This window comes from Streptomyces sp. NPDC059499 (assembly GCF_042749285.1).
In the GTDB taxonomy this organism is placed as follows: Bacteria; Actinomycetota; Actinomycetes; order Streptomycetales; family Streptomycetaceae; genus Streptomyces.
Map to the genome: position 1 here is coordinate 24,921 of NZ_JBHYTT010000019.1, position 22,105 is coordinate 47,025.

A 22,105-nucleotide genomic window follows, 5' to 3' on the forward strand; every position below is an offset into this window, starting at 1 on the left:
TCGTAGGGCCGGCGGCCGACCGGGACGGTGGCGGTGACCTCGCGGGTCGCGGTGTCGATGACCTCCAGCACCCCGTTCCCGCCCGGGACGTTGACGCCGACGTAGACATGCGCGCCGTCGGGCGCGAGGGCGATGCCCATGCCACCGCCCCGGTACTCACCCGTCGTGACCGGGCCCGATTCCGTCGCGTAGGGGATGACGTCGAGACGGGTCCGCGTCGCCGTGTCGATGACCGCCACCCCCTCGGCGGTCGCCACCCAGGCCCGGCCGTCCTCGCCGACGGTCAGGCCGTACGGAGCGGTGCCGGCCTCCACCGACCCGTCAGGGCCCGCGCCCCGGCCCCGACCCGGATCGACGAACGTCACGGTGTCACCGCCGAAGTCGGCGACGAGAAGGGTCCCGTGCGGTGTGCGCTCCTGGGCCGCTCCCACTTCGAGCGTGGGCCGGGGCGCGTCCGCAGAGGTCTGGGTACCCGTCGCACAGCCCGCGAGCAACAGGGCGGCAGCCACCGCGGGCACCGCCCTGCGGACGCTCACCGGGAGCCCCCGGTGCCGGCCGCGTCCCGGAGCAGCGCCACCATCTCCGAGAAACCGCGACGCTCCGCGTGCTCCAGAGCCGTGACCCCGTCGCCGTCCGGCAGCCCGGGCGTCGCGCCCGCCGCCAGCAGCACCTCGACGATCTCCTGGTGCGCCCGTCCTCCGTCGCCGAGGATCACGGCCTCCAGCAGGGCCGTCCAGCCCAGCCGGTTGACGTGGTCGACGTCGATGTCGGTGACCCGGAGCACCTCCCGCACGTAGGCGACATGTCCGCGCTCGCTCGCCGGGATCAGCGAGATGCCGCCGAACCGGTTGCGGAGCGTCAGGTCGGGGGCCGCCGGCAGCAGGACATGCAGCATCGCCACGCTGCCGGTGACCCCGGTGACCAGCCAGGGGCTGTCCTCGCGGTTGTCCTGCGCGTCGGGGGAGGCGCCCGCCGCGACCAGCAGCCGCGCCGCTTCGACGTGGTCACCGAGAGCCGCCAGGAGCAGCGGGGTGCGCAGCTCCTCGTCGCGGGCCTCGACACGGGCCCCGCCCCCCAGCGCGGCCCGCACCCCTTCGGTGTCGCCGGTACGGGCGGCGTCGAGCAGCCGGTGGTCGACGGCGTTCATCTGCTTCTCCTTGCGACGTACGGGAACGAGGGCGGCGGCGACTACTTCGCCAGCGCCGCGACGCCCGCCGCGGCGAACTTCTCGTCGAGGTCGCCGCTCGGGGCCCCGGCCACTCCGATGCCCGCCACCGGGGCGCCCTTGACCTGCACGGGCGCGCCGCCCGCCAGGAACAGTGTGCCGGGGATGTCCTTCAGGTTCGGGGCCTGCTCCAGGCGCTGGGTCAGCTCGGAGGTGGGGGCGTTCCAGGACACGGCGGTGTACGCCTTCTTCACGGCGGACTCGGGGGACTGCGGGCCCGCGCCGTCGCCGCGCAGCGTCACGAGGGTGTTGCCGTTGCGGTCGACCACGGCGACCGAGACACGCTGGTTCTCCTTCTTCGCGGCGTCGAGGGTGGCCTGCGCGGCCTTCGTCGCGGCGGCCACGGTCAGGTGGGTGGACTGCTGGAGGTTCCGGTCGGCGGTGTCGGCCTTGACGGCGGCGGCGGGCGCGGCGGCCGGGGCGGACGCGTTCGCGGACATCGCACCGAACGTTCCGGCGCTCAGGGCGGCTGCGGCGACGGCACCGGTCAGGACGCGGGTACGCAGAGACATCTTCTTCATCGTGGGCTCCTCGGTGATTCGGCTCGGCCTTGTGCCTGCTCCGGTATCGATCCTCCGGCCGGATCCGGGCCCGTACGGTCGGCGTACCGGCTCGATGCCGCACGCAGGTCGGCCGACGGCCCCATCAGCCGATCGGTTGATGCGGGTGTGGCCCGCCGGGGTCACCATGGGGATATCCGCGCAGGCGGCACGGGGTCGGCACGGGCCGGCACCGGGTCGGCGCAGGGTGCACGGCAGTCGTCGCGGGCGGGCGCCGCGGGTCGACGGGCCGGCAACAGGTCGACGTCCGGGGTCATCGGCAGGTCGTCCGGATCACCGGTCGTCCAGGTCATCGGCAGGAGCGCGAGGTACGAGGTGCAGGACCGAAGCGAGCCGGTGTCCGCCGCGGACCGGACCCCCGGGCCCGGCCGGGGCACCCGCCCCGGCACCGGCCCGGACCCCCGCCCGGATGCCGACCCGGCCGCCGACCGCGCCGCCGACCCGGATGCCCGGTGGCTGGCCCTCCTCACGCACGCCGCGTTCTTCCTGCTGCTCGGCGCCTCGCTCGCCCGTTTCCTGATGCGCCACCCCGGCGAGACCCGCACCCCGTGGATCATCGCGTTGTCGGTGACCCTCGCCGTGCTCTATCTCCTGGGCCCGGTGCTCGGCTCCCGGCCCACGTCGCGGCGGCTGATCCGGCTCGGCGTCCTCGTCGTCGTCTGGATGGTGCTGGTCCTGCTCGCGCCGAGCTTCGCGTGGTGCGCGGTGCCGCTCTTCTACACCGGGCTGCGGATCCTGCCACCCCGCGCCGCACTGGCCCTGGTCGCCCTCCTCACCGTGTTCGTCGTCGGCGCGCAACTGCGGCTGGCGGACGGCTTCGACCCGAATCTGGTGCTGGCCCCGCCCGCCGTCGCGGCCGTCGCCACCGCCGTCTTCGTCCATATGCAGCGCCAGGCCGTACTCCAGCAGGAACTGGCCTCCCGTCAGCGCGAACTGATCGACGACCTGCTGCGCACCCGGCGCGAACTGGCCGCCACCGAACGCCGCGAGGGAACCCTCGCCGAACGCCAGCGGCTCTCCATGGAGATCCACGACACCCTCGCCCAGGGACTGTCGAGCCAGCAGATGCTGCTCCAGGCGGCGGACCGCTCCTGGGACGCCGATCCGACGGCCGCACGCCGCCATGTCCGGACGGCGACAGGCATCGCGGAACGCAACCTGGCCGAGGCCCGCCGCTTCGTGCACGACCTGGCCCCCGCCGACCTGGCGGAGGGCGGCGGCCTCGAAGCGGCACTGCACGCCCTCGCCGCACGCGAGACGGCACAGTCGCACGGCCGGATCGCCGTCCGCTGCCATGTGGAGGGCACCCCGCTCGCCACGCTGCCCGACCGGGTGCAGTCGGCGCTGCTGCGGATCGCACAGGGGGCGCTGGCCAACGTGACCGAACACGCCGACGCGACCGCCGCGGGACTCACCCTGACCCACCTGGACGACCGTGTCGTCCTCGACATCGCCGACGACGGCCGCGGTTTCGGCCCGGCCGAAACGGCACCACGCCCACCGGGCGGTGTACGCGGCCACGGGCTGCCCGCCATGCGCGCCCGGGTCCAGCAGCTCGGCGGCACACTCACGATCGAATCGGCGCCGGGCGAGGGAACGGTCCTGTCCGCCGTCGTCCCCCTGCCCGCCGCAACCGCACCCCCTCCGGAGGAACCCCGATGACGCCGCCCGACACCGGAGCCGTACGGATCCTCCTCTGCGACGACCACGCCGTGGTACGCGCCGGACTGCTCGCCCTCCTCGGCAGCGAACCGGACATCGAGGTCGTCGGCGAGGCCGGCAGCGGCGAGGAAGCCGTCGCCCTGGCCGCCCGGCTCACCCCGGACGTCGTCCTGATGGACCTCCAGCTGGGCCCGGGCATCGACGGCGTCGAAGCCACCCGCCGGATCGCCGGCACGGGGGACACCCACGTCCTCGTCCTCACCACGTACGACACGGACGCCGACATCACCCGCGCCATCGAGGCGGGTGCCACCGGCTACCTGCTCAAGGCCGAACGCCCGGAGGAGCTGTTCGCCGCGATCCGCTCGGCGGCACAGGGACGCACCACCCTGTCCCCGCCCGTCGCCAGCCGCGTCATGGCCCACATGCGCAAACCCCGCCCCACCCTGACCGAACGCGAACTCGACATCCTGGGCCAGCTCTCCCAGGGCCTCGGCAACCGGGACATCGCACGTGCCCTGTTCATCAGCGAGGCCACCGTCAAGACCCACCTGGGCCGGATCTACGACAAGCTCGGCGTCGACACCCGGGCGGGCGCGGTCTCCGTCGCCAAGGAGCAGCGACTCCTGCCGTAAGGACTGTCCCTCGTGCGGATCACGCCGGGCTGCCCTGTCCCTGCCCTGTCCCGCATGCGGATCACGCCGGGCCTGCCCTGTCCTCCCATGACCCCGCGGACGGGCGGACCGGACACGTCACCGGGCATGACACCATCGAACCGTGCTCGACATCGGCTACTCCCTCTCCCGGCGCTTCCCGGACCCCCCGCAGACCGACTACCGCCGGGCGGACGTCCGCGCCCTGCGGCACGACCTCTTCTCCGGCGACGTCTACCTCGCGGACACCAAGGCGGACCGCGAAGTATCCACAGCCTGGGGATGGGTGCCCGTACTCGACTTCGCCTGGGCCCTCTGCGACATCGTCGAACAGATCGACCGGGACCCCCGCGGCAACCGCTCGCACCGGCAGCAGTACGCCGAGCTCGACTTCACCGAATCGTCCGACCGCATGCTCTTCGAGCGCCGCTTCGGCTGGGTCGACGTCGAAGCCGACTGGATGCCCGGCGACGAGCCCCCGCTCACCTTCAGCCACTCCCTCCTGCGCCGCGAAGCCCGCGACTTCCTGCACGACCTGATCGCCGACCTGGCCGACATGCACGAAGGCCTCGCCGACAACCCCGTCGTCTGGGACCTGCAGGCCCGCTTCCCCCGCCTCTGAGGCAGGCTCACGCCTCCACCCGCACCCCGATCTGCGCCGCGAACGCCGGAGCGAGCTCCATCAGCTGGGACGGGCTGATCACCGCCCCGGCCAGCCGCTCCACCCCCCGTGCGATATCGAGCTCGGCAACCGTCCGCAGGTCCACCGACTCCATCCGCACGGCACTGAAGTCGGCCCGCTTGAGCACACAGTCGCGGAACTCCACCCGCACCAGCTGCGCCTCCCCGAAGTCCGGCTCCGACAGCACACAGCCCTCGAACACCACGTCCTTCAGCCGGGCCTTGCGCAGATTCAGGTAATCGATCTTCCCGCCGCGCACCAGCACGCGCTCCAGCACCGCACCGTGCAGCTGCACCCCGCCCAGGCGCGCGTCCACGACCTCCACATCGCGCAGCGACGCCCCCGCGAGATCGGTGCCCACTCCCCGTACGCCCGTCAGCACCGAGTCGATGAACCGGGCCCGGACCAGCTCCGTACGGTCCAGGGCGCATTCCCGCAGCTCACAGTCCATGAAGCGCGCACCGGGACCCGAGGCGTCCGTCAGATCGACACGATCGAACCGCACGCCGTCGTAGTCCCCGTCCGGCTCCAGCCCCTCCCCCTCGTACGTCACGAGCGGCGGCAGCCTGACCTCCGGCCGTCGCGCCGCCGCCACGGTGTCCTTCGCGCCCGCACCCCTGCCGCTCCTGTTGCCTCTGCCTGCCATGCACCCCATCGTGACGCACACCACCGACAACGCCCCGGACCGATGTCACAGACCCGCCCCGCCGAAACGTCCTGTGCACAGCAGCGCCCACCGCAAGGAGACCAACATGCAGCGCATCCACATCGTCGGCGGCGGCCTCGCAGGACTCACCGCGGCCATCACCGCCGCCGAATCGCGCGTCCCGGTCACCCTCCACGAAGCCCACCGCACCCTCGGCGGACGGGCCAGGACCGCCGAGGGCCCCTACCTCACCAACGAGGGCCCGCACGCCCTCTACCGCCGCGGACCGCACTGGACCTGGCTCGAGAAGCGAAAGCTCCTCGGCCCGCTCGCCTCCGTACCGCTCCTCGAAGGCACCCGCTTCCTCTTCCGCCGCAACGGCGCCCTGCGCAGGACCCCGCCCCTCGCCCTGCTCCGCCTCGCCCGCCGACGCGGCGCCCCCGTCGACACCGACTTCCTCAGCTGGGCCACCCGGCAGACAGGCGAGGAGGGCGCCCGCGCGGCCGCGCACTACATGGGCGTGGCGCTCTTCCACCACGACCCCGGATCGCTCTCGGCCGCCTTCGTACAGGAGCGGCTCCGGCGCGCCACCGCCCTGCCGCCCGAAGCCCACTACCCCATCGGCGGCTGGGCGCAGCTCGTCGAACGGATGGCCGCACGCGCCTGGGACCTCGGCGTGCGGATCGAAACGGCCCGGCGCATCGACTCCGGTGCCCTCGCCGACCTCGCACGCAACGGTCCGGTCATCGTCGCCACCCACCTGGACGCGGCCCGCACCCTGCTCGACGACCCCACCCTGGCCTGGGACAGCGGCAGGACCGCCCTGATCGACCTGGCCCTGCGGACCCGGCGCGGCGACCCGTTCATCATCTCCGACCTCGACGCCCCCGGCTGGATCGAACGGTTCACCGCCCAGGACCCCACCCTCGCCCCGGCCGGTGAACAGCTCATCCAGAGCCAGATCCCCCTCGCCCCCGGCACCCCGCGCGCCGACGCCGTCCTCCGCGCCGAGGAACTCCTCGACCTCGGCTTCCCCGGCTGGCGCGACCGCACCACCTGGCGGCGCGAGGCCCTCGCCTCCGGTCGCACCGGCGCCGTCGACAGACCCGGCACCACCTGGCGCGACCGCCCCGCCGTCGACCGCGGCAACGGAATCCTCCTCGCGGGCGATCAGGTCGCGGCCCCCGGACTCCTCAGCGAAGTCGCGTTCAACAGCGGCATCGCGGCGGCGGTACTGGCCCTGGGCCTCCTCGGAAAACCGGTACGGGACACCCCGCGGCTTGACCTCAAGGGCGCTTGAGGTCGGAAGGTGGACCGGTCGAGACCCGTCCACCACCCCGGGGAAGCCACATGTACGCCATCCGCCTCCACGCCTTCGGCCCCGCAGAGAACCTCCGCCACGAACAGACGGAAGACCCCGTACCCGCCCCCGGCCAGGTGCGGATCGCCGTCGCCGCAGCCGGCGTGCACCTCATCGACACCGCCCTGCGCGAAGGCATGACCGGCCCGTACCCGGCCCCCGCCGCGCTGCCCACGATCCCCGGCCGCGAAGTCGCGGGCGCCGTCGAGTCACTCGGCGAGGGCACCGACCCCGCCTGGATCGGCCGCCACGTCGTCGCCCACATCGGCATGGCCCCCGGGGGCTACGCCGAACTCACCGTCGTGGACGCCGACAAGCTCCACCCGATCCCCGAGGGACTCGACGCGGCCGAAGCCGTCGCCATGATCGGCACCGGCCGCACCGCCCTGGGCATCCTGCGGTTCACCGAACTCGGCCCCGACTCCGTCGCCGTCGTCACCGCGGCGGCCGGCGGCATCGGCACCCTCCTCGTCCAGCACGCCAGGAACACCGGCGCCACCGTCATCGGCCTGGCCGGCGGACCCGCCAAAGTCGCCCGCGTCAAGGAGAACGGCGCCGACCTCGCCGTCGACTACACCCTCCCCGACTGGCCCCGCCAGGTCCGCACCCATCTCGACGCCCTGGGCCGCCGCGCCACCGTCGTGTACGACTCCGTCGGCGGCATCACCGCCCGCGCCGCCGTCGACCTGCTCGGCAGCGGCGGACAGCACATCGTCTTCGGCTGGTCCGGCGAAGGACCCCACGACGGCCGGCCCCTCACCTTCACCGACGAGGACCTCGCCGCACGCGGCATCACGTCCCAGAACGTGCTCGGCCCGGCCATGATCGAGAAGGCCGGGGGACTGCGCGCCCTGGAAACCCTGTCCCTCGCCGAGGCCGCAGCCGGCCGCCTCCGCCCCACCGTCCAGCGCTACCCGCTCGCCGAAGCGGCCGCCGCCCACCGCGCCCTCGAAACCCGCGGCACGATGGGCAAGGTCGTCCTCATCCCCTGACCGGGCCCCGACAGCGGATCCGCTCAGGACGCGCCCAGCCCTGCCAACGCCCCGTCCGTCAGCCGGTACACCGTCCACTCGTCCTGGGGACGGGCACCCAGCGACTCGTAGAACGCGATGGACGGGGCGTTCCAGTCCAGCACCGACCACTCCAGGCGCCCGTACCCACGCTCCACACAGATGCGCGCCAACTGGGTGAGCAGCGCCTTCCCGTACCCGCCCCCGCGCCGCTCCGGGCGCACGTACAGGTCCTCCAGGTACACGCCGTGAACTCCGCGCCACGTCGAGAAGTTGAGGAACCACAGCGCGAACCCGACGACCTCGCCGTCCTCGTCCGACACCGCGACGTGCGCGTACGCGGCGGGCCGCTCCCCGAACAGCGCCTCACGCAACTGCTCCTCGGTGGCCTGCGCCTCGTGCAGCGCCTTCTCGTACTCGGCGAGTTCACGGACCATGGAGTGAATGACAGGGACATCGGCGGCGGTAGCAATACGAATCATGGACGCAGCCTAGAGATCCGCTCCCCCGCCCCGCAGACCACCTCCAGCACCCCCACGGGAACCACGGCAACGCCCCGGCCGATGACCCCGCACGACGAAACCCCCGGCCGCGCAGTAACGTCCCTCCAGCGACTCGGCTGCACACGGACAAGCAGGGGAAACATGAGCACCGTCAGTACCGTCAACGGCGGCATTTCGTTCTGGTACGCCCACGAGGGCACCCCCGCCCCGCGCGAACCCCTGCCCGGCGACACAAACGCCGACATCTGCATCGTCGGCGGCGGTTACACCGGCCTCTGGACGGCCTACTACCTCAAGAAGGCCGTCCCCTTCCTCAACATCACCGTCCTGGAAGCCAAGTTCTGCGGCTACGGCGCCTCCGGCCGCAACGGCGGCTGGCTCTACAACGGCATCGCAGGCCGCGACCGCTACGCCCGGCTCCACGGCCACGACGCCGCCGTACGCCTCCAGAAAGCCATGAACGAGACCGTCGACGAAGTCATCCGCACCGCCGCCGACGAGAACATCGACGCCGACATCCACCACGGCGGGGTCCTCGAGATCGCCCACACCCCGGCCCAGCTCGCCCGCCTCAAGGACTCCCACTCCGTCGAGATCGCCTTCGGCGAGACCGACCGCGTCCTGCGCGGCGCCCGCGAGACCGCCGAACGCATCCGCGTCACCGGAGCCGTCGGCTCCAGCTGGACCCCGCACGGCGCACGCCTGCACCCCGCCAAACTCGTCAAGGGCCTCGCCGACACCGTGGAGGCCCTCGGCGTCACGATCCACGAATCGACACCCGTCACCGAGATCCGGCCCAAGCACGCCGTCACCCCCTACGGCACGGTCCGCGCCCCGTACATCCTGCGCTGCACCGAAGGCTTCACCGCCGCGCTCAAGGGCCAGAAGCGCACCTGGCTCCCCATGAACTCCTCCATGATCGTCACCGAGCCCCTCCCCGCGTCCGTCTGGGACACCATCGGCTGGGAAGGCCGCGAGAACCTCGGCGACACGGCCCACGCCTACATGTACGCCCAGCGCACCGCGGACGACCGCATCGCGCTCGGCGGCCGTGGCGTCCCCTACCGCTACGGCTCCGCCACGGACAACGACGGACGCACCCAGCCCGCCACCGTCGAAGCCCTGCGCGACCTGCTCGTCCGCTTCTTCCCCACCACGGCAGGCACCCGCATCGACCACGCCTGGTCCGGCGTGCTCGGCGTCCCCCGCGACTGGTGCGCCACCGTCACCCTGGACCGCTCCACGGGCCTCGGCTGGGCAGGCGGCTACGTGGGCTCCGGCGTCGCCACCGCCAACCTCGCCGCCCGCACCCTGCGCGACCTCATCCAGCAGGACTCCGGCCAGGCCGGACCCACCGACCTGACGACCCTCCCCTGGGTCAACCACAAGGTCCGCCGCTGGGAGCCCGAACCCCTCCGCTGGCTCGGCGTCCACGCCCTGTACGCCGCCTACCGGGCCGCCGACCGCCGCGAAACGACGTCCCCGCACCCCGGCACGGACCGCATCGCGAAACTGGCGGACCGCATCTCGGGACGCCACTGACCTGAGCGGATGCCCGCAGCACCCGTACCGCACCGATACGCCGCCCGCACCCGGAAGAACCCGCGCACAGGACGTTCCCTAGGCCGATCAGGAGAAAGCGCGACTCCGAACGGGTGACGGCGCGTATCCCCGTCCTCGCCCGCCACCGCGAGGGCAATTGACTGAGGGCACCACACCACGGGCGCCCCTCTCACGGGGCGCTTTCGCGCGACCTCGACGCCCGCGTGCCCTCCATGGCCGGCGCGGGCCATGGGAAGGGAACCAACTCTATGCGGGTGCTGCGGAACGTTGTCTGGAGTGCGATCGCCTCGCTGCTCCTCCTCGTCGGACTGACGCCGGCGGCCGCCCACGCCGATACCGGCGACAAGGCCCGCCACGGAGCCAACTGCCCGACGGACGACCGGTCACGATCGGTCAACGGAGCACCCGGCACACCGCTGGAGCAGTACTACCTGGACGACTGGCGGCTCGGCCCCGAGGTCCTGCCGAGGACCGGTGCCATCGGCGCGATGCTGCGCGGCTACCACCGCACGGGCCCGACCTCGGCGTACTGGTTCCTCGGGTGCTACTGGCAGACCAACCCGACGACCGGCGAGTCCGGTTGGTGGTACCCGGACAACGACGGCTTCGTCCTCGACCGCGCCGGCAACCCGGTGAAGAGGACCCTGACCCTCCGCGTGGGGCAGCTGGTCGACCTCTTCGGCAGCGGGCGCGGCAATTTCCTCGCCCCCGCCGGCACCCCGTACGCCAAGCGCGCGATCCCGCCGAGCAACCTCGTCAGGTACACGAACGACTATCCGTACAGCTACCACCTGTACCGGGTCACGGAAGCCCTCACGGTGGAGGCCGGCCGTATCCGGCCGTGGTTCGGACAGCCCGGCCTGGGGATCCAGTACAAAACGGCCAAGCGGGTCTCGGAGCTGGTCACCGACCAGAAGCTCCAAGCCCTGAACTGATCACGACCGCACTCTCCCGGGGCGGGTTCCGGCACGGGCCGGGGCCCGCCCCGGGCATGTGCAGGAAGAGGGAGCGACGCGATGGACAGAACGGAACTCACCGAGCGGCTGCGCCGCGAGGGCGTCCCGGACGCGCTCTACGAGATCCCGGGCGTCCACGGCGTCCCCGTGCAGCTGGACGCCTACTACGTCCTGCGCCCGGAGGAGGACGCGTGGCCGGTCCTCCTCCGCCAGCGCGGACAGGACAGCGTCATCGAGCGCTTCGGGACCGAGGCGGAGGCGTGCCGCTACCTGTACGACACCCTCGTCGACGTCCCCCCACCCGTCCCCGGCGGCGCCGAACGGGTCGACCGGCTCCTGGCGGACACGGACGAGATCCAGCGCCGCGCCGAGGAGGACTTCGAACGGGCCATGGGCCACGACACGGACGAAGAACCCGGCACCTGAACCTCCCGGCCACGGGCCCACCGCTCTCCACCGGATCCACCCGACCCACCGAAACGAGGAAAGCCCAGCTCAGAGCGCATCTGAGCCGGGCTTTTCGTTGAGCCCCCTGTCGGATTCGAACCGACGACCTACGCATTACAAGTGCGTTGCTCTGGCCGGACTGAGCTAAGGAGGCAGCGGAAGCAGTGTAACCAACGCCGGGACCGGAACCCGCTCAATATTCGGGACCTTAGGACTGCTGACAGATCCGAAAACGCCAGGTAGCGTCACATCAGGCTCACTCAAGTGGACCAGACCACTCCCTTACTCGGATCGTCCGGCACGTTCCTGCCGGTGGAGGAGAAGATTCAGCATGGCCAGTGTCACGTTCGACAAGGCGTCCCGCGTCTACCCCGGCTCCACGAAGCCGGCCGTGGACCAGCTCGAGATCGACATCGAAGACGGTGAGTTCCTCGTCCTCGTCGGTCCTTCCGGTTGTGGCAAGTCGACCTCCCTGCGCATGCTCGCGGGTCTCGAGGACGTCAACGGTGGTGCGATCCGCATCGGTGACCGCGATGTCACGCACCTGCCCCCGAAGGACCGGGACATCGCCATGGTGTTCCAGAACTACGCGCTCTACCCGCACATGTCCGTCGCGGACAACATGGGCTTCGCGCTGAAGATCGCCGGGATCAACAAGACGGAGATCCGGGCGAAGGTCGAAGAGGCCGCCAAGATGCTGGACCTCACGGACTACCTGGACCGCAAGCCGAAGGCGCTCTCCGGTGGTCAGCGTCAGCGTGTGGCCATGGGCCGCGCGATCGTGCGTGAGCCCCAGGTCTTCCTCATGGACGAGCCGCTGTCGAACCTCGACGCCAAGCTCCGTGTGTCGACCCGTACGCAGATCGCCTCGCTGCAGCGCCGCCTCGGCATCACCACGGTGTACGTGACCCACGACCAGGTCGAGGCCCTCACCATGGGCGACCGCGTCGCGGTCCTCAAGGACGGTCTGCTCCAGCAGGTCGACTCGCCGCGCAACATGTACGACCGCCCGGCGAACCTCTTCGTGGCCGGCTTCATCGGCTCCCCGGCGATGAACCTCGTCGAGGTCCCGATCACGGACGGCGGCGTCAAGTTCGGCAACAGCGTCGTCCCGGTCTCCCGTGCGGCGCTCTCCGCCGCCGCGGACCGTGGTGACACGACCGTCACCGTCGGCATCCGCCCCGAGCACTTCGACATCCTCGAGCACGGCGGCGCCGCCGCGCAGACCCTCACCAAGGCTTCGGGTGACGCGCCGGCCGGTCTGGCCGTGTCGGTCAACGTGGTCGAGGAGCTCGGCGCCGACGGCTTCGTCTACGGTGCCGCGCAGGTCGGTGGCCAGCACAAGGACCTGGTCGTCCGTGTCGGCGGCCGTGCCGTTCCGGAGAAGGGCACCGAGCTGCACGTCGTGCCGCGCCCGGACGAGCTGCACGTCTTCGCGACCTCGACCGGTGAGCGCCTCACCGACTGACGTCGTCCACGCCGTACGACGGCCCCGCACTCCCGAGTTCAGGCTCGGGGGCCGCGGGGCCGTTTGCGTGGCGTTGCGCGCCTGCGGGTTTCGGACACGGGCAGCCCCAAATATCCTGGTACGACGGTCATTTCACCCCGGTACGTCAACCGGCGATTCGAAAGGCCACCTCGAACCATCCCCCGCAGGAGTGACGAAATGTCGCCAAGTCATCACTGACCGCTACGCTCGCCTGCGTGACCCACACCGCGCGCCGAATCGGCCGAACCCTCGCTCTCGTACTGCCCGTCGTCATGGTCCTCTCCGGGACCCTCGCGGTCACCCGCGTGCAGTGGTCGGCGCACAACACCGAGTCGCAGCTGCTGACGGCCGCTTCCGAGACCGTGTCCAAGCGCGCCAAGCCGCGTGAGCCGCAGGACGTCCTGCGGGACAAGCTGCTCCTGGAACTGCGGGAGAAGGACCCGGGCGTCGCGCTGACCGAGCTCCAGCGCACGGTGGAGGCGCGTCCGTCGCTGGCCAGGCACTGCATGTCGATCGCGAAGGCGCTGGGCAAGGCGGCCGTCGACCAGTACGGACCGACGCGTGCGCACCGCTTCTCCCGTCCGGTCTGCGACACGTCGTTCGCTTCGGGCGTCGCCCAGTTCAGCTGAGCCGGGTGCGCGCGGCCACGGCATATCGTGCCTGGCATGCAAACGTTTCCGACGCAGGCCGTGATCCTGGCGGGTGGCCAGGGCTCGCGGCTGCGCCCGTACACCGATGACCGTCCCAAGCCGATGGTCGAGATCCCGGGGACCGGGACCCCGATCATCGGCCATCAGCTTTCCTGGCTGGCCGCCGAGGGTGTCACCGACGCCGTGATCTCGTGCGGCCATCTTGCCGATGTGCTGCAGGAGTGGCTGGACTCGGCCGATCTTCCGCTGCGCGTCACGACCGTCGTCGAGACCGAGCCTCTGGGCCGCGGCGGCGGCCTCAAGCATGCCGCGACGCGGCTGCCCGACCCGTCGGAGCCGTGGTACGCGACGAACGGCGACATCTGGACGCGCTTCTCGTTGCGGGAGATGGCGGCGTTCCACGCCGAACGGGATGCCACCGCCACGCTCGCACTCGCCCGTCCGCGGATCCCGTGGGGTGCGGTGGAGACGGACGCGTTCGGGCACATCACGGACTTCATCGAGTCGCCTCCGTCGCCGTACCTGATCAATGCGGGCGTGTACGTGTTCGCGCCCGCGTTCACGTCGCTGCTGCCGGACCGGGGCGACCACGAGCGGACGACGTTCCCGCGGCTGGCGCGTGAACGGCTGCTGGCCGGCTTCCCGTTGCCGCACGGGGCGTACTGGCGGGCGATCGACACCGCGAAGGATCTGACCGAGGCGGCGAAGGAGCTGGGCGCCCACACGGGCGGCTAGACGGCACCGCGGACGTGCGCGAGGGCGGCCACCGGGTTTCCGGTGGCCGCCCTCGCGCTGTGCGGTGGGGGTGTCAGCCGAGCAGGCCGCCGATGGGGTTCTGGCCGGCGCCTCCGCCTCCGGTGGAACCACCGCCGTCCGAACCGCCGCCGCCGGAGCCACCGCCCGTGGAACCGCCGGAGCCGGAGCCGCCGGTGGAGGTGGGGCCGGCGCTGCTGGCCGGGGGCTGCTCCGGGGTCGTCTCCCGGGGCGGCTCCTGACCGGTGCCCTGGGTCTGGCTGGGCTGCCCGGTGTTCGCTCCGGTGGCCTGGCCGGACTCGCGGACGGAGTCCGCTCCCGGGGTGGATTCCTCGGCCGTCGGGCTGCTGGACCGGCTGGACGGGGAGGGTTCGGGGCGACGCCCCTCAGGGGTACCGGAGGGCTTGCGCTTGCCGGTGGACTCCTCGGGGAGCGGGGATCCGGGGAGCTGGTTGTACGGGTTGGCGGGGCCGGGAACGGTGACGACCTCGGAGGAGCGGACCGCTCCGCCGAGCATGGAGCCGACGAGCAGTGTCATACCGACGACGACGGTGGCGACGACGGTGCCGCGGCGCAGGACACGGCGGCGGAGGTCCCAGATGTCGGAGCGCGGGCCGAGCTTGCGCCAGGCTTCCCCGGCGAGGCGTCCGTCGAGGGAGTAGACGGGGGCGCCCGCGATGACGAGGGGGCTCCAGGCCGCCAGGAAGATGATGTCCGGTGCGTCGTACGCGGCGACGCTGCGCCAGCTGACCGTCACGAGGAGGGCCGCGGAGAGCAGTGCTCCGAAGGCGGCTGCGACGCGCTGCCAGAGGCCGAGGACGGTGAGGACGCCGACGACGACCTGGAGGAAGGCGACGGAGAGTCCGGCGCCGACGGGGTGGGAGAGCGCGAAGTCGCGCAGAGGTTCGGCGAGGGCCCAGGGCTGCAGCGAGGTCAGCCACTTGACCATGGAGCCCCGGTCGCCGCCCTCGAAGTAGACGGGGTCGCAGAGCTTGCCCATGCCGGCGTAGATGGAGATGAAGCCGAGGAAGACGCGCAGGGGGAGCAGGACGACGCCGAGGTTCATGCGGCGGCCGGGGTAGTACGCGTGCCGGACGTTGTCGGCGGCGTGACGCCGTTCCTGGGCGCTGTCGTCGAGTTCGTCGTCGAAGGGGTCGCGGGGCTCGTGGGGTCCCGTCTCGACGGCGTCGTAGGCGCCGACGGCCTGCCGCATGGGGGGCAGGAGCGGTCCGGTGCGGCCCGGTCCGGGCTGGGGTGCGATGAGTACGGGGTTGGGCTGGGTCTCGTCGAGGCGCGGGATGACCTGGGTGCCGAGGCCCGCGTCCTCGCCGGTTCCGGTGCCGCCGCCGGGCCTGGCGTCGAGGTGGCCCGCGGTGGAGTTCCGTACGGCCTGCAGGAGGCCGGTCGCTCCTGGATCGCCCGGCTCCGACCTGCCGCTCCAGACGACGGGGGCCCGCCTGCGTCCGCCCGCGCCGCTCATGGCGGGGATCCGGGGCTGTGCGGTGGCCAAGGGGCGCAGGCGCGTGCGCTGGCCCGGGGCGAGCTGCACCCGGAAGCTGGCGTGGTTGACGATGACCTGCGCGGGGTCGCTGTCCACCTTGGTCATGCTCAGGGCGGCGGGCTGTTCGTCGAACCGCGGCGTTCTGGTGTCCACACTCATCTAACCGAGTGATGTGTGATTAGGACACTGCCTTGACGTGGCCGAAGTGTCCGAGACCCGTCAAGATCCAGCCATTCCTTGCCACCCAGGAACTTTTGTTCACCTTCCGTACGTCAACCAGCGCGGCCATCATGTGCGTTATCCGTAGTCGACTGGGGAGTCATGGGCGGGCAGCAGCTTACTTTCAAGGACCTGACGCGGTATCCGGTGATGGCCCAGGCCCTGGACAACCAGTGGCTTCCCGGCGATCTGGCGGCGGCACGGCAGCGGGCGAACGCCGCGCCGGGCCGCTCCCCGGACGATGTGGACGCCTCCGCCGCCGAGTTGCGACGCGCGTTGGTGAACAGCGGCACCCTGGTGGTCAATCGGGCGTACTTCATCAACAACGAGGCGGTCTCGGCCAATTTCGCACCCGATGCCGATCCGGCCGAACGGCAGGCTTTCGTCCGCCTGCTGAACGAGAAGGCGCTCGTGCCCTTCCTGTACTCCGAGCGTGACCCCGCTGCCGAGTTCGCCTGGACGCACGATCCGCAGGCGCACCGGGCCTGGGGGCGGCTGCTCGCCGACGAGGCGGAGCCGGACCTGGTCCGCTTCGACTGGGACGACGCGGCGAACCGGGAGGCGACGGACAAGGTCAACCACTTCTTCTCCAGCCAGCTGCTGACGCTCCAGCGGCTCCGCGAGGAGCCGCTGAGGAAGAACCTGGGCATATCCCTCGCCCAGGCGCGGGCCATGAAGGAGGGCATCCTCACCGACATCCTCCTCTGGGCCGCGCGGCAGGATCTCTACTCGACGATCACGCGTGAGGCCGTGTACCGGGAGTTCCTGACCCGGCCGGGCACGCAGGTGCACGAGGGTCTGCTGCGGGAGGGTGATCACATCGTGCCCGCCAAGCAGCTGATCGACCTCCTGTACACACTGGGGGTTCCGAAGGCGAGCAGCATCACCGCTCTGACGCCTCCGGGTTCGCCGCCGCGCTCGGCGTTGCAGGAGCTGCGTGACGACGTCCGCAGCCAGAACGACGACCCGGAGCAGATCGGTCTCCTGCTGCGCGATCTGTTCGCCGACGCCCTGCACCGGGCCGTGGACGGCCCCAATTCCTACGGTTCGCTGTCGCTGTCCGACATCACGCGCCTGCGTACCACGGAGGAGTGGAACGGCTATGTGAACGCCCTGGACTCGTTCGTCCTGGGCAGCTTCAAGGACGGACGGGTGCCCAGCCCCGAGGAGTTCCGTGCCGGTACGGGCGATGTCGCCAAGCTGCACCGCGGGATGCTGCGGACCGCGCGCAAGGTGAGCGGTACCCGTCAGGGGTTCCAGCGGGAGATGAAGGTGGCCCTCGTCCTCGAGTCCGCCGGTATCGCCCTGCAGGTGACGTCCGGTGAGGAGGTGTCGCTGCTCGCGGGTTCCCTCCAGATGGCGACGGCCGTCGCGGGCGCCCTGAGTGTCCGGCTGGAGTTCTTCGACCAGGGAGGCCGGGGTTCGCGCAAGGGTCTCGGGCATTCGCTGACATTGCCGTCGCTCCAGCTGGGCAATGTCAGAAGGGACTGGGAGAAGATCCTCAAGTCGTACGGGGGCCGGGTCGTGGAGACCGGGTCGGCGCCCCGATGCGGCCAGGCGGATCAGCAGTCACCGCATGTGTGAGGCGTGACAGGCTCGAAGGGAGCACGGCAGATGGGTGTCGAGCGGTACGAACGGCTGCGTGCGGAGCGTCCGGGGCTGTTCGCGAACCAGCCCGGCGGTATCGAGATCCTCACCGAGCCGGAAGCGGTCTCGGCGGCGGGCGGGGTGCTGTACGAGGACCGGTACGTCGTGCTGCTGCGGGATCCGGTGCGCTTCCCCGACGGCTCCACGGGTACGTACATCCGCTCGATCAGCCCCACACCGGAGCAGGGGTGTGTGGTGCTCCCGCTCCTCGACGGCCAGGTGGTGCTGGTCGAGCACTTCCGGCACTCGACGCGTTCCTGGCAGTGGGAGGTGCCGCGCGGTTTCGGCACGGCGGGCCTGGAGCCACGGGCGAACGCGGCGAAGGAACTCCGGGAGGAGATCGGCGCGGTGGCCCTGGAGATCGTCCCTCTGGGTGAACTTCACCCGGACACGGGGGTGACGGCCGACCGGGTGTCGCTCTTCGCGGCACGGATCGAGGCGCTGGGGCCGCTGGAAACGGCCGAGGGCATCCGCAGCTCCGTCACGATGCCGTTCGCCGAGGTGGAGGCGATGGTGGCCGACGGGCGGATCACGGACGCCTTCACGATCGCGGTGCTGATGAGGGCGAGGCTGGCGGGCCTGACGGCGTGAGAACCGTCAGACCCCTGGCCCGCCCTGACCGGATCACGCGCGGCGGCGTGCGACCTCGTACAGGACGATGCCCGCGGCGACTCCGGCGTTCAGGGACTCTGCGCCGCCCGGCATCGAGATCCGGACCCGGTAGTCACAGGTCTCGCCGACGAGGCGGCCGAGGCCCTTGCCCTCGCTGCCGATGACGATGACGACGGGTCCCGCGAGGGCCTCGAGGTCCTCGACCGTGTGCTCGCCGTCCGCGGCGAGGCCGACGACGGTGATGCCGGCCTTCTGGTAGCCCTCGAGGGCGCGCGTCAGGTTGGTGACCCGGGAGACCGGGGTACGGGCGGCCGTGCCCGCGGAGGACTTCCAGGCGCCGGCGGTCATACCGGCCGCGCGGCGCTCGGGGACGACGACGCCGTGGCCGCCGAACGCGTTGACCGAGCGGACGATCGCACCGAGGTTGCGCGGGTCGGTGACGCCGTCGAGGGCGACGATCAGCGGCTCCTCGTTGTTGTCGTACGCGGCCGCGGTGAGGTCCTCGGGGTGCGCGTACTCGTACGGCGGGACCTGGAGGACGAGGCCCTGGTGGTTCAGGCCGTTCGTCATCCGGTCGAGCTCGGGGCGCGGGGCCTCCATGAGGTGGATGCCGCCGCGCTCACCGGCGAGCTGGATGGCCTCGCGGACCCGCTCGTCGTTGTCGATGTACTGCTGCACGTAGAGGGTGGTCGCGGGGACGCCGTCGCGCAGGGCCTCGAAGACCGGGTTACGGCCGACGACCATCTCCGACGTGCCCTTGGCGCCACCGCGGCGCGGGGCGGGACGGCGGGCCGCGGCCTGCTTGGCCTGGGCGTTCGCCACCCGGTTCTTCTTGTGCCCCTTGCGGTCGGCGGCGGGCGGCGTGGGTCCCTTGCCTTCGAGACCCCGGCGTCGCTGACCACCGCTGCCGACCTGCATGCCCTTCTTGTTGGACGTGCGGCGGTTCCTGCGCTGGCTGTTCCCGGCCATGACCTACCTGTTTCGTTGCTTCAGAAAAAGTGTCTCAAGTGAAAGTGTGCCGCCCGGATGGCCGGGCGGCACATTTGCGCTGCTCACGCATGGTGCGAAGGGTGCCGCTCAGCGCGGGCCGAGGGTCCACCTGGGGCCGCTCGGGCTGTCCTCGATGACGAGGCCGGACTGGTTGAGCTGATCGCGGATGGCATCGGCCGCGGGCCAGTCCTTGCGCTCGCGTGCCGCCTGGCGCTGGTCCAGGACGAGCCGCACGAGGGTGTCGACGACTCCGTGGAGGTCCTCGCCGCGGTCGCTCTCGCCCGCCCAGTGCGGGTCGAGGGGGTCCAGGCCGAGGACTCCGAGCATGGCGCGCACCTCGGCGAGGCGGGCGACCGCCGCTTCCTTGTCGTCGGCGGCGAGAGCGGAGTTGCCCTGACGGACGGTGGTGTGGACGATCGCCAGCGCCTGCGGGACGCCCAGATCGTCGTCCATCGCCTCGGCGAACGCGGGCGGCACCTCGGCGGCCGGGGCGACCACGCCGCCCGCCTTCTCGACGACGCGCTGTACGAAGCCCTCGATCCGCGCGAACGCGGACTCCGCCTCGCGCAGTGCTTCCTCGCTGTACTCGATCATGGAGCGGTAGTGCGGGGTGCCGAGGTAGTAGCGCAGGACGATGGGGCGCCACTGCTTGACCATCTCGCTGACCAGCACGGAGTTGCCGAGGGACTTCGACATCTTCTCGCCGGCCAGGGTGACCCAGCCGTTGTGCACCCAGTACTTCGCGAAGTCGTCGCCGAAGGCCTTGGCCTGGGCGATCTCGTTCTCGTGGTGCGGGAAGATCAGGTCGATGCCGCCGCCGTGGATGTCGAAGGCGCTGCCGAGGTACTTGTGCGCCATCGCTGAGCACTCCAGGTGCCACCCGGGACGGCCGCGTCCCCAGGGGGTCTCCCAGCTGGGCTCGCCGGGCTTGACCGACTTCCACATGGCGAAGTCACGCTGGTCCCGCTTGCCGGTCTCGCCCTCGCCGGACGGCTGGCGCAGGTCGTCCAGGTCCTGGTTGGACAGCTCGAGATATCCCTCGTACGAGCGCACGTCGAAGTAGACGTTGCCGTCGGCCTCGTAGGCGTGACCACGCTCGATGAGGCCGCGCATCATCTCGACCATCTCGGTGATGTGGCCGGTGGCGCGCGGTTCGTACGTGGGCGGGAGGCAGCCCAGGGCGTCGTAGCCGTCGTTGAACGCGCGCTCGTTCTCGTAGCCGATGGACCACCAGGGGCGGCCCTGCTCGGCCGACTTCTTGATGATCTTGTCGTCGATGTCGGTGACATTCCGGATGAACGTCACGTCGTAGCCGCGGTATTCGAACCAGCGGCGCATGATGTCGAAGTTCAGTCCGGACCTGATGTGCCCGATGTGCGGGGCGGCCTGGACAGTCGCGCCACAGAGGTAGATCGAGACACAGCCCGCTGTGAGCGGGACGAAGTCACGAATCTGCCGGGCGTTGGTGTCATGCAGGCGAATAGTCACCTCTCAAGGGTAGTGGGCCCGCACCAGTGCCCAGCGCCCCCTGTGGAAAACGTGTCACAACTAATCCGCGACGGTGGCCTCCGGTACCCCGGGAGCGGCCCGCGGGGCGGGTCCGGGGTGCCAGGAGCGCGCCTGCGGGGGCCCTGCCCCCGACGACGGCAGGCGCCCCGGGGGTCCCGGGTCAGCCGGTGCGGTAGACGAGGGCCGTCGCGATGCCCGCGATGCCCTCGCCGCGGCCGGTGAATCCGAGTCCGTCGGAGGTCGCGGCGGACAGCGAGACCGGCGCGCCGACCGCGTCGGACAGCACCTTCTGCGCCTCGTCGCGACGCTTGCCGATCTTCGGACGGAGGCCGACGACCTGCACGGCGACGTTCCCGATGCCGAAGCCCTCGGACCGCACGATCCGGGCTGCCTCGGTCAGGAGCGTGACACCGGAGGCTCCCGACCACTCGGGGCGGCCGGTGCCGAAGTGCTGTCCGAGGTCGCCGAGCCCGGCCGCCGAGAAGAGGGCGTTGCACGCGGCGTGCGCGACGACGTCGGCGTCGGAGTGCCCGGCCAGCCCGGGGCCCTCGCCCTCCCAGAGGAGCCCCGCGCACCAGAGCTCACGGCCCTCCTCGAACGCGTGGATGTCCGTACCGATGCCGACGAGCGGGATCAGGGGCACCGGCTGCTTCGCGGCTTCAGAATCCATCGTTCGCCCTCCGGCGTGCGAGAACGGCCTCGGCCAGGACGAGGTCCAGGGGCCTGGTCACCTTGAACGCCTCTTCGTGCCCGGGTACGACGACGACGGGCGCGCCGAGCTGCTCGACCATGCCCGCGTCGTCGGTCGCGCCCTCGCCGTCGACCGCCACGGTGCGGTGGGCCCGCACGAGCGTGTCCCGGTCGAAGCCCTGGGGCGTCTGGACGGCACGCAGTCTGGCGCGTACGGGGGTCGACAGGACCGGCTCGGGCTCGCCCGGCGTGCCGGGTTCGACTTCCTTGACGGTGTCGGCGAGCGGCAGGGCCGGTACGACGGCGGGCGCCCCGTCCCGTACGGCTTCGATGACCGCGTCCACGGTGTCGACGGGCACGAGGGGCCTGGCGGCGTCGTGGACGAGCACGACGGAGATGTCGTCGGGGAGCGCGTCGAGTCCGATCCGCACGGACTCCTGGCGTGTCGCGCCGCCCGGGACGACCAGGTAGTCGGTGCGCTCGGGCAGGGCGTGCTCGTCGATGAGGTTCTTGACGTCGGTCGCGCCGTCCGGCGGCGCGACCACGACGACGAGTGCGACCGCCCGTGATGCGGCCATGGCCCGTACGGCGTGGATCAGCATGGGTGTCCCGCCGAGGCCGCGGAGCGCCTTGGGGGCCCCGGGGCCGAGCCGAACGCCGCGGCCGGCTGCGGGAATCACCGCTGCGGTGCGGGAGGGGCGCGGTTCAGCAGGCGTCGGTGACATCGGTGACATCGATTGCACTCCGAAGCTTCGGCAGGTTTGTTTCCACGGCCGAC

23 protein-coding genes and 1 tRNA gene are annotated in these 22,105 nt (G+C 71.5%); 13 read left to right on the plus strand and 11 right to left on the minus strand.

Annotated elements, in window-relative coordinates; translation table 11 throughout:
- From ACFW9O_RS31390 to ACFW9O_RS31400, 3 genes are all read right to left on the minus strand, one after another.
- Positions 1-536, minus strand: a 536-nt coding sequence (locus ACFW9O_RS31390) for a YncE family protein (RefSeq protein ID WP_384614047.1), incomplete at its 3' end; no start/stop codon positions are given.
- Positions 533-1,147, minus strand: coding sequence for an ankyrin repeat domain-containing protein (locus ACFW9O_RS31395; RefSeq protein WP_384614049.1), 615 nt, complete (start codon positions 1,145-1,147; stop codon positions 533-535). The genes ACFW9O_RS31390 and ACFW9O_RS31395, both read right to left, overlap by 4 nt.
- A 41-nt stretch (positions 1,148-1,188) precedes the next feature.
- Positions 1,189-1,746: a heme-binding protein gene (locus ACFW9O_RS31400; RefSeq protein ID WP_351172905.1), complete on the minus strand. Its 558-nt coding sequence runs from the start codon at positions 1,744-1,746 to the stop codon at positions 1,189-1,191.
- Between the two features lie 354 nt (positions 1,747-2,100).
- Between ACFW9O_RS31400 and ACFW9O_RS31405 the strand changes: the two genes are divergently transcribed.
- The 3 genes from ACFW9O_RS31405 (at position 2,101) to ACFW9O_RS31415 (ending at position 4,722) form a co-directional block, all read left to right on the plus strand.
- On the plus strand, positions 2,101-3,447 hold the full coding sequence (locus ACFW9O_RS31405; RefSeq protein ID WP_384614052.1) for a sensor histidine kinase: 1,347 nt from the start codon (positions 2,101-2,103) through the stop codon (positions 3,445-3,447).
- Positions 3,444-4,082 (plus strand): response regulator transcription factor, encoded by a 639-nt coding sequence (locus ACFW9O_RS31410; RefSeq protein WP_351172911.1) that lies wholly within the window; start codon positions 3,444-3,446, stop codon positions 4,080-4,082. Before ACFW9O_RS31405 ends, ACFW9O_RS31410 begins: the two co-directional genes overlap by 4 nt.
- 142 nt (positions 4,083-4,224) lie before the next feature.
- Positions 4,225-4,722, plus strand: a complete 498-nt coding sequence (locus ACFW9O_RS31415) for a hypothetical protein (RefSeq protein ID WP_031093423.1) — start codon at positions 4,225-4,227, stop codon at positions 4,720-4,722.
- Positions 4,723-4,729: 7 nt separating this feature from the next.
- Here ACFW9O_RS31415 and ACFW9O_RS31420 read toward each other — a convergent pair whose 3' ends face one another.
- Positions 4,730-5,437, minus strand: a complete 708-nt coding sequence (locus ACFW9O_RS31420) for a pentapeptide repeat-containing protein (protein WP_384614055.1) — start codon at positions 5,435-5,437, stop codon at positions 4,730-4,732.
- A gap of 97 nt (positions 5,438-5,534) precedes the next feature.
- Between ACFW9O_RS31420 and ACFW9O_RS31425 the strand changes: the two genes are divergently transcribed.
- Both ACFW9O_RS31425 and ACFW9O_RS31430 read left to right on the plus strand, forming a co-directional pair.
- Positions 5,535-6,728 (plus strand): NAD(P)-binding protein, encoded by a 1,194-nt coding sequence (locus ACFW9O_RS31425; RefSeq protein ID WP_384614057.1) that lies wholly within the window; start codon positions 5,535-5,537, stop codon positions 6,726-6,728.
- A gap of 50 nt (positions 6,729-6,778) precedes the next feature.
- The gene (locus ACFW9O_RS31430; RefSeq protein WP_384614059.1) at positions 6,779-7,780 is read left to right on the plus strand and encodes a zinc-binding dehydrogenase; all 1,002 of its coding nucleotides are present in this window, start codon (positions 6,779-6,781) and stop codon (positions 7,778-7,780) included.
- A gap of 23 nt (positions 7,781-7,803) precedes the next feature.
- Here ACFW9O_RS31430 and ACFW9O_RS31435 read toward each other — a convergent pair whose 3' ends face one another.
- Positions 7,804-8,280, minus strand: a complete 477-nt coding sequence (locus ACFW9O_RS31435) for a GNAT family N-acetyltransferase (RefSeq protein WP_384614061.1) — start codon at positions 8,278-8,280, stop codon at positions 7,804-7,806.
- A gap of 162 nt (positions 8,281-8,442) precedes the next feature.
- Between ACFW9O_RS31435 and ACFW9O_RS31440 the strand changes: the two genes are divergently transcribed.
- The 3 genes from ACFW9O_RS31440 to ACFW9O_RS31450 all read left to right on the plus strand — a co-directional run bounded on the left by ACFW9O_RS31440 (position 8,443) and on the right by ACFW9O_RS31450 (position 11,246).
- A complete protein-coding gene (locus tag ACFW9O_RS31440; protein ID WP_351172926.1) occupies positions 8,443-9,843 on the plus strand; it encodes an FAD-dependent oxidoreductase in 1,401 nt (466 codons plus the stop codon).
- A 269-nt stretch (positions 9,844-10,112) separates the two neighbouring features.
- Positions 10,113-10,799: a TNT domain-containing protein gene (locus ACFW9O_RS31445; RefSeq protein WP_384614063.1), complete on the plus strand. Its 687-nt coding sequence runs from the start codon at positions 10,113-10,115 to the stop codon at positions 10,797-10,799.
- Between the two features lie 81 nt (positions 10,800-10,880).
- Positions 10,881-11,246 carry a hypothetical protein gene (locus tag ACFW9O_RS31450; protein WP_384614064.1) on the plus strand — a complete coding sequence of 122 codons (366 nt, stop codon included), beginning with the start codon at positions 10,881-10,883 and terminating at the stop codon, positions 11,244-11,246.
- A 100-nt stretch (positions 11,247-11,346) separates the two neighbouring features.
- On the opposite strand, the gene ACFW9O_RS31455 is transcribed toward ACFW9O_RS31450, so the two are convergent.
- Positions 11,347-11,421 (minus strand) — tRNA-Thr (locus ACFW9O_RS31455).
- A gap of 177 nt (positions 11,422-11,598) precedes the next feature.
- On the opposite strand from ACFW9O_RS31455, the gene ACFW9O_RS31460 reads away from it, so the two are divergent.
- The 3 genes from ACFW9O_RS31460 to ACFW9O_RS31470 all read left to right on the plus strand — a co-directional run bounded on the left by ACFW9O_RS31460 (position 11,599) and on the right by ACFW9O_RS31470 (position 14,141).
- Positions 11,599-12,735: an ABC transporter ATP-binding protein gene (locus ACFW9O_RS31460; RefSeq protein WP_384614065.1), complete on the plus strand. Its 1,137-nt coding sequence runs from the start codon at positions 11,599-11,601 to the stop codon at positions 12,733-12,735.
- Between the two features lie 236 nt (positions 12,736-12,971).
- Positions 12,972-13,385, plus strand: coding sequence for a hypothetical protein (locus tag ACFW9O_RS31465; protein ID WP_351172943.1), 414 nt, complete (start codon positions 12,972-12,974; stop codon positions 13,383-13,385).
- A gap of 36 nt (positions 13,386-13,421) precedes the next feature.
- A complete protein-coding gene (locus ACFW9O_RS31470; RefSeq protein WP_351172946.1) occupies positions 13,422-14,141 on the plus strand; it encodes a nucleotidyltransferase family protein in 720 nt (239 codons plus the stop codon).
- Positions 14,142-14,214: 73 nt separating this feature from the next.
- On the opposite strand, the gene ACFW9O_RS31475 is transcribed toward ACFW9O_RS31470, so the two are convergent.
- Positions 14,215-15,819: a DoxX family membrane protein gene (locus ACFW9O_RS31475; RefSeq protein WP_384614067.1), complete on the minus strand. Its 1,605-nt coding sequence runs from the start codon at positions 15,817-15,819 to the stop codon at positions 14,215-14,217.
- 162 nt (positions 15,820-15,981) lie between these two features.
- On the opposite strand from ACFW9O_RS31475, the gene ACFW9O_RS31480 reads away from it, so the two are divergent.
- Positions 15,982-17,463: a hypothetical protein gene (locus ACFW9O_RS31480; RefSeq protein WP_351180175.1), complete on the plus strand. Its 1,482-nt coding sequence runs from the start codon at positions 15,982-15,984 to the stop codon at positions 17,461-17,463.
- 30 nt (positions 17,464-17,493) lie between these two features.
- Positions 17,494-18,117: an NUDIX hydrolase gene (locus ACFW9O_RS31485; protein ID WP_384614069.1), complete on the plus strand. Its 624-nt coding sequence runs from the start codon at positions 17,494-17,496 to the stop codon at positions 18,115-18,117.
- Between the two features lie 33 nt (positions 18,118-18,150).
- On the opposite strand, the gene rlmB is transcribed toward ACFW9O_RS31485, so the two are convergent.
- The 4 genes from rlmB to ispD form a co-directional block, all read right to left on the minus strand.
- Positions 18,151-19,107 carry a 23S rRNA (guanosine(2251)-2'-O)-methyltransferase RlmB gene (gene rlmB / locus ACFW9O_RS31490; protein ID WP_351180170.1) on the minus strand — a complete coding sequence of 319 codons (957 nt, stop codon included), beginning with the start codon at positions 19,105-19,107 and terminating at the stop codon, positions 18,151-18,153.
- A 108-nt stretch (positions 19,108-19,215) separates the two neighbouring features.
- On the minus strand, positions 19,216-20,616 hold the full coding sequence (cysS, locus tag ACFW9O_RS31495) for a cysteine--tRNA ligase (protein WP_351180167.1): 1,401 nt from the start codon (positions 20,614-20,616) through the stop codon (positions 19,216-19,218).
- A 181-nt stretch (positions 20,617-20,797) separates the two neighbouring features.
- Positions 20,798-21,307 (minus strand): 2-C-methyl-D-erythritol 2,4-cyclodiphosphate synthase, encoded by a 510-nt coding sequence (gene ispF / locus ACFW9O_RS31500; RefSeq protein WP_329208670.1) that lies wholly within the window; start codon positions 21,305-21,307, stop codon positions 20,798-20,800.
- Positions 21,297-22,061, minus strand: a complete 765-nt coding sequence (gene ispD / locus ACFW9O_RS31505) for a 2-C-methyl-D-erythritol 4-phosphate cytidylyltransferase (protein WP_351180163.1) — start codon at positions 22,059-22,061, stop codon at positions 21,297-21,299. The genes ispF and ispD overlap by 11 nt, the downstream gene beginning before the upstream one ends.
- Positions 22,062-22,105: the final 44 nt, after the last annotated feature.

Coding starts and splice junctions, on each gene's coding strand:
- ACFW9O_RS31395 (WP_384614049.1), bottom strand. CDS start 1,147: ATGAACGCCGTCGACCACCGGCTGCTCGACGCCGCCCGTACCGGCGAC.
- ACFW9O_RS31440 (WP_351172926.1), top strand. CDS start 8,443: ATGAGCACCGTCAGTACCGTCAACGGCGGCATTTCGTTCTGGTACGCC.
- ispF (WP_329208670.1), bottom strand. CDS start 21,307: ATGGATTCTGAAGCCGCGAAGCAGCCGGTGCCCCTGATCCCGCTCGTC.
- ACFW9O_RS31480 (WP_351180175.1), top strand. CDS start 15,982: ATGGGCGGGCAGCAGCTTACTTTCAAGGACCTGACGCGGTATCCGGTG.
- rlmB (WP_351180170.1), bottom strand. CDS start 19,107: ATGGCCGGGAACAGCCAGCGCAGGAACCGCCGCACGTCCAACAAGAAG.
- ACFW9O_RS31470 (WP_351172946.1), top strand. CDS start 13,422: ATGCAAACGTTTCCGACGCAGGCCGTGATCCTGGCGGGTGGCCAGGGC.
- ACFW9O_RS31435 (WP_384614061.1), bottom strand. CDS start 8,280: ATGATTCGTATTGCTACCGCCGCCGATGTCCCTGTCATTCACTCCATG.
- ACFW9O_RS31430 (WP_384614059.1), top strand. CDS start 6,779: ATGTACGCCATCCGCCTCCACGCCTTCGGCCCCGCAGAGAACCTCCGC.
- ACFW9O_RS31460 (WP_384614065.1), top strand. CDS start 11,599: ATGGCCAGTGTCACGTTCGACAAGGCGTCCCGCGTCTACCCCGGCTCC.
- ACFW9O_RS31425 (WP_384614057.1), top strand. CDS start 5,535: ATGCAGCGCATCCACATCGTCGGCGGCGGCCTCGCAGGACTCACCGCG.
- ACFW9O_RS31485 (WP_384614069.1), top strand. CDS start 17,494: ATGGGTGTCGAGCGGTACGAACGGCTGCGTGCGGAGCGTCCGGGGCTG.
- ACFW9O_RS31450 (WP_384614064.1), top strand. CDS start 10,881: ATGGACAGAACGGAACTCACCGAGCGGCTGCGCCGCGAGGGCGTCCCG.
- ACFW9O_RS31420 (WP_384614055.1), bottom strand. CDS start 5,437: ATGGGGTGCATGGCAGGCAGAGGCAACAGGAGCGGCAGGGGTGCGGGC.
- ispD (WP_351180163.1), bottom strand. CDS start 22,061: ATGTCACCGATGTCACCGACGCCTGCTGAACCGCGCCCCTCCCGCACC.
- ACFW9O_RS31400 (WP_351172905.1), bottom strand. CDS start 1,746: ATGAAGAAGATGTCTCTGCGTACCCGCGTCCTGACCGGTGCCGTCGCC.
- ACFW9O_RS31445 (WP_384614063.1), top strand. CDS start 10,113: ATGCGGGTGCTGCGGAACGTTGTCTGGAGTGCGATCGCCTCGCTGCTC.
- ACFW9O_RS31475 (WP_384614067.1), bottom strand. CDS start 15,819: ATGAGTGTGGACACCAGAACGCCGCGGTTCGACGAACAGCCCGCCGCC.
- ACFW9O_RS31410 (WP_351172911.1), top strand. CDS start 3,444: ATGACGCCGCCCGACACCGGAGCCGTACGGATCCTCCTCTGCGACGAC.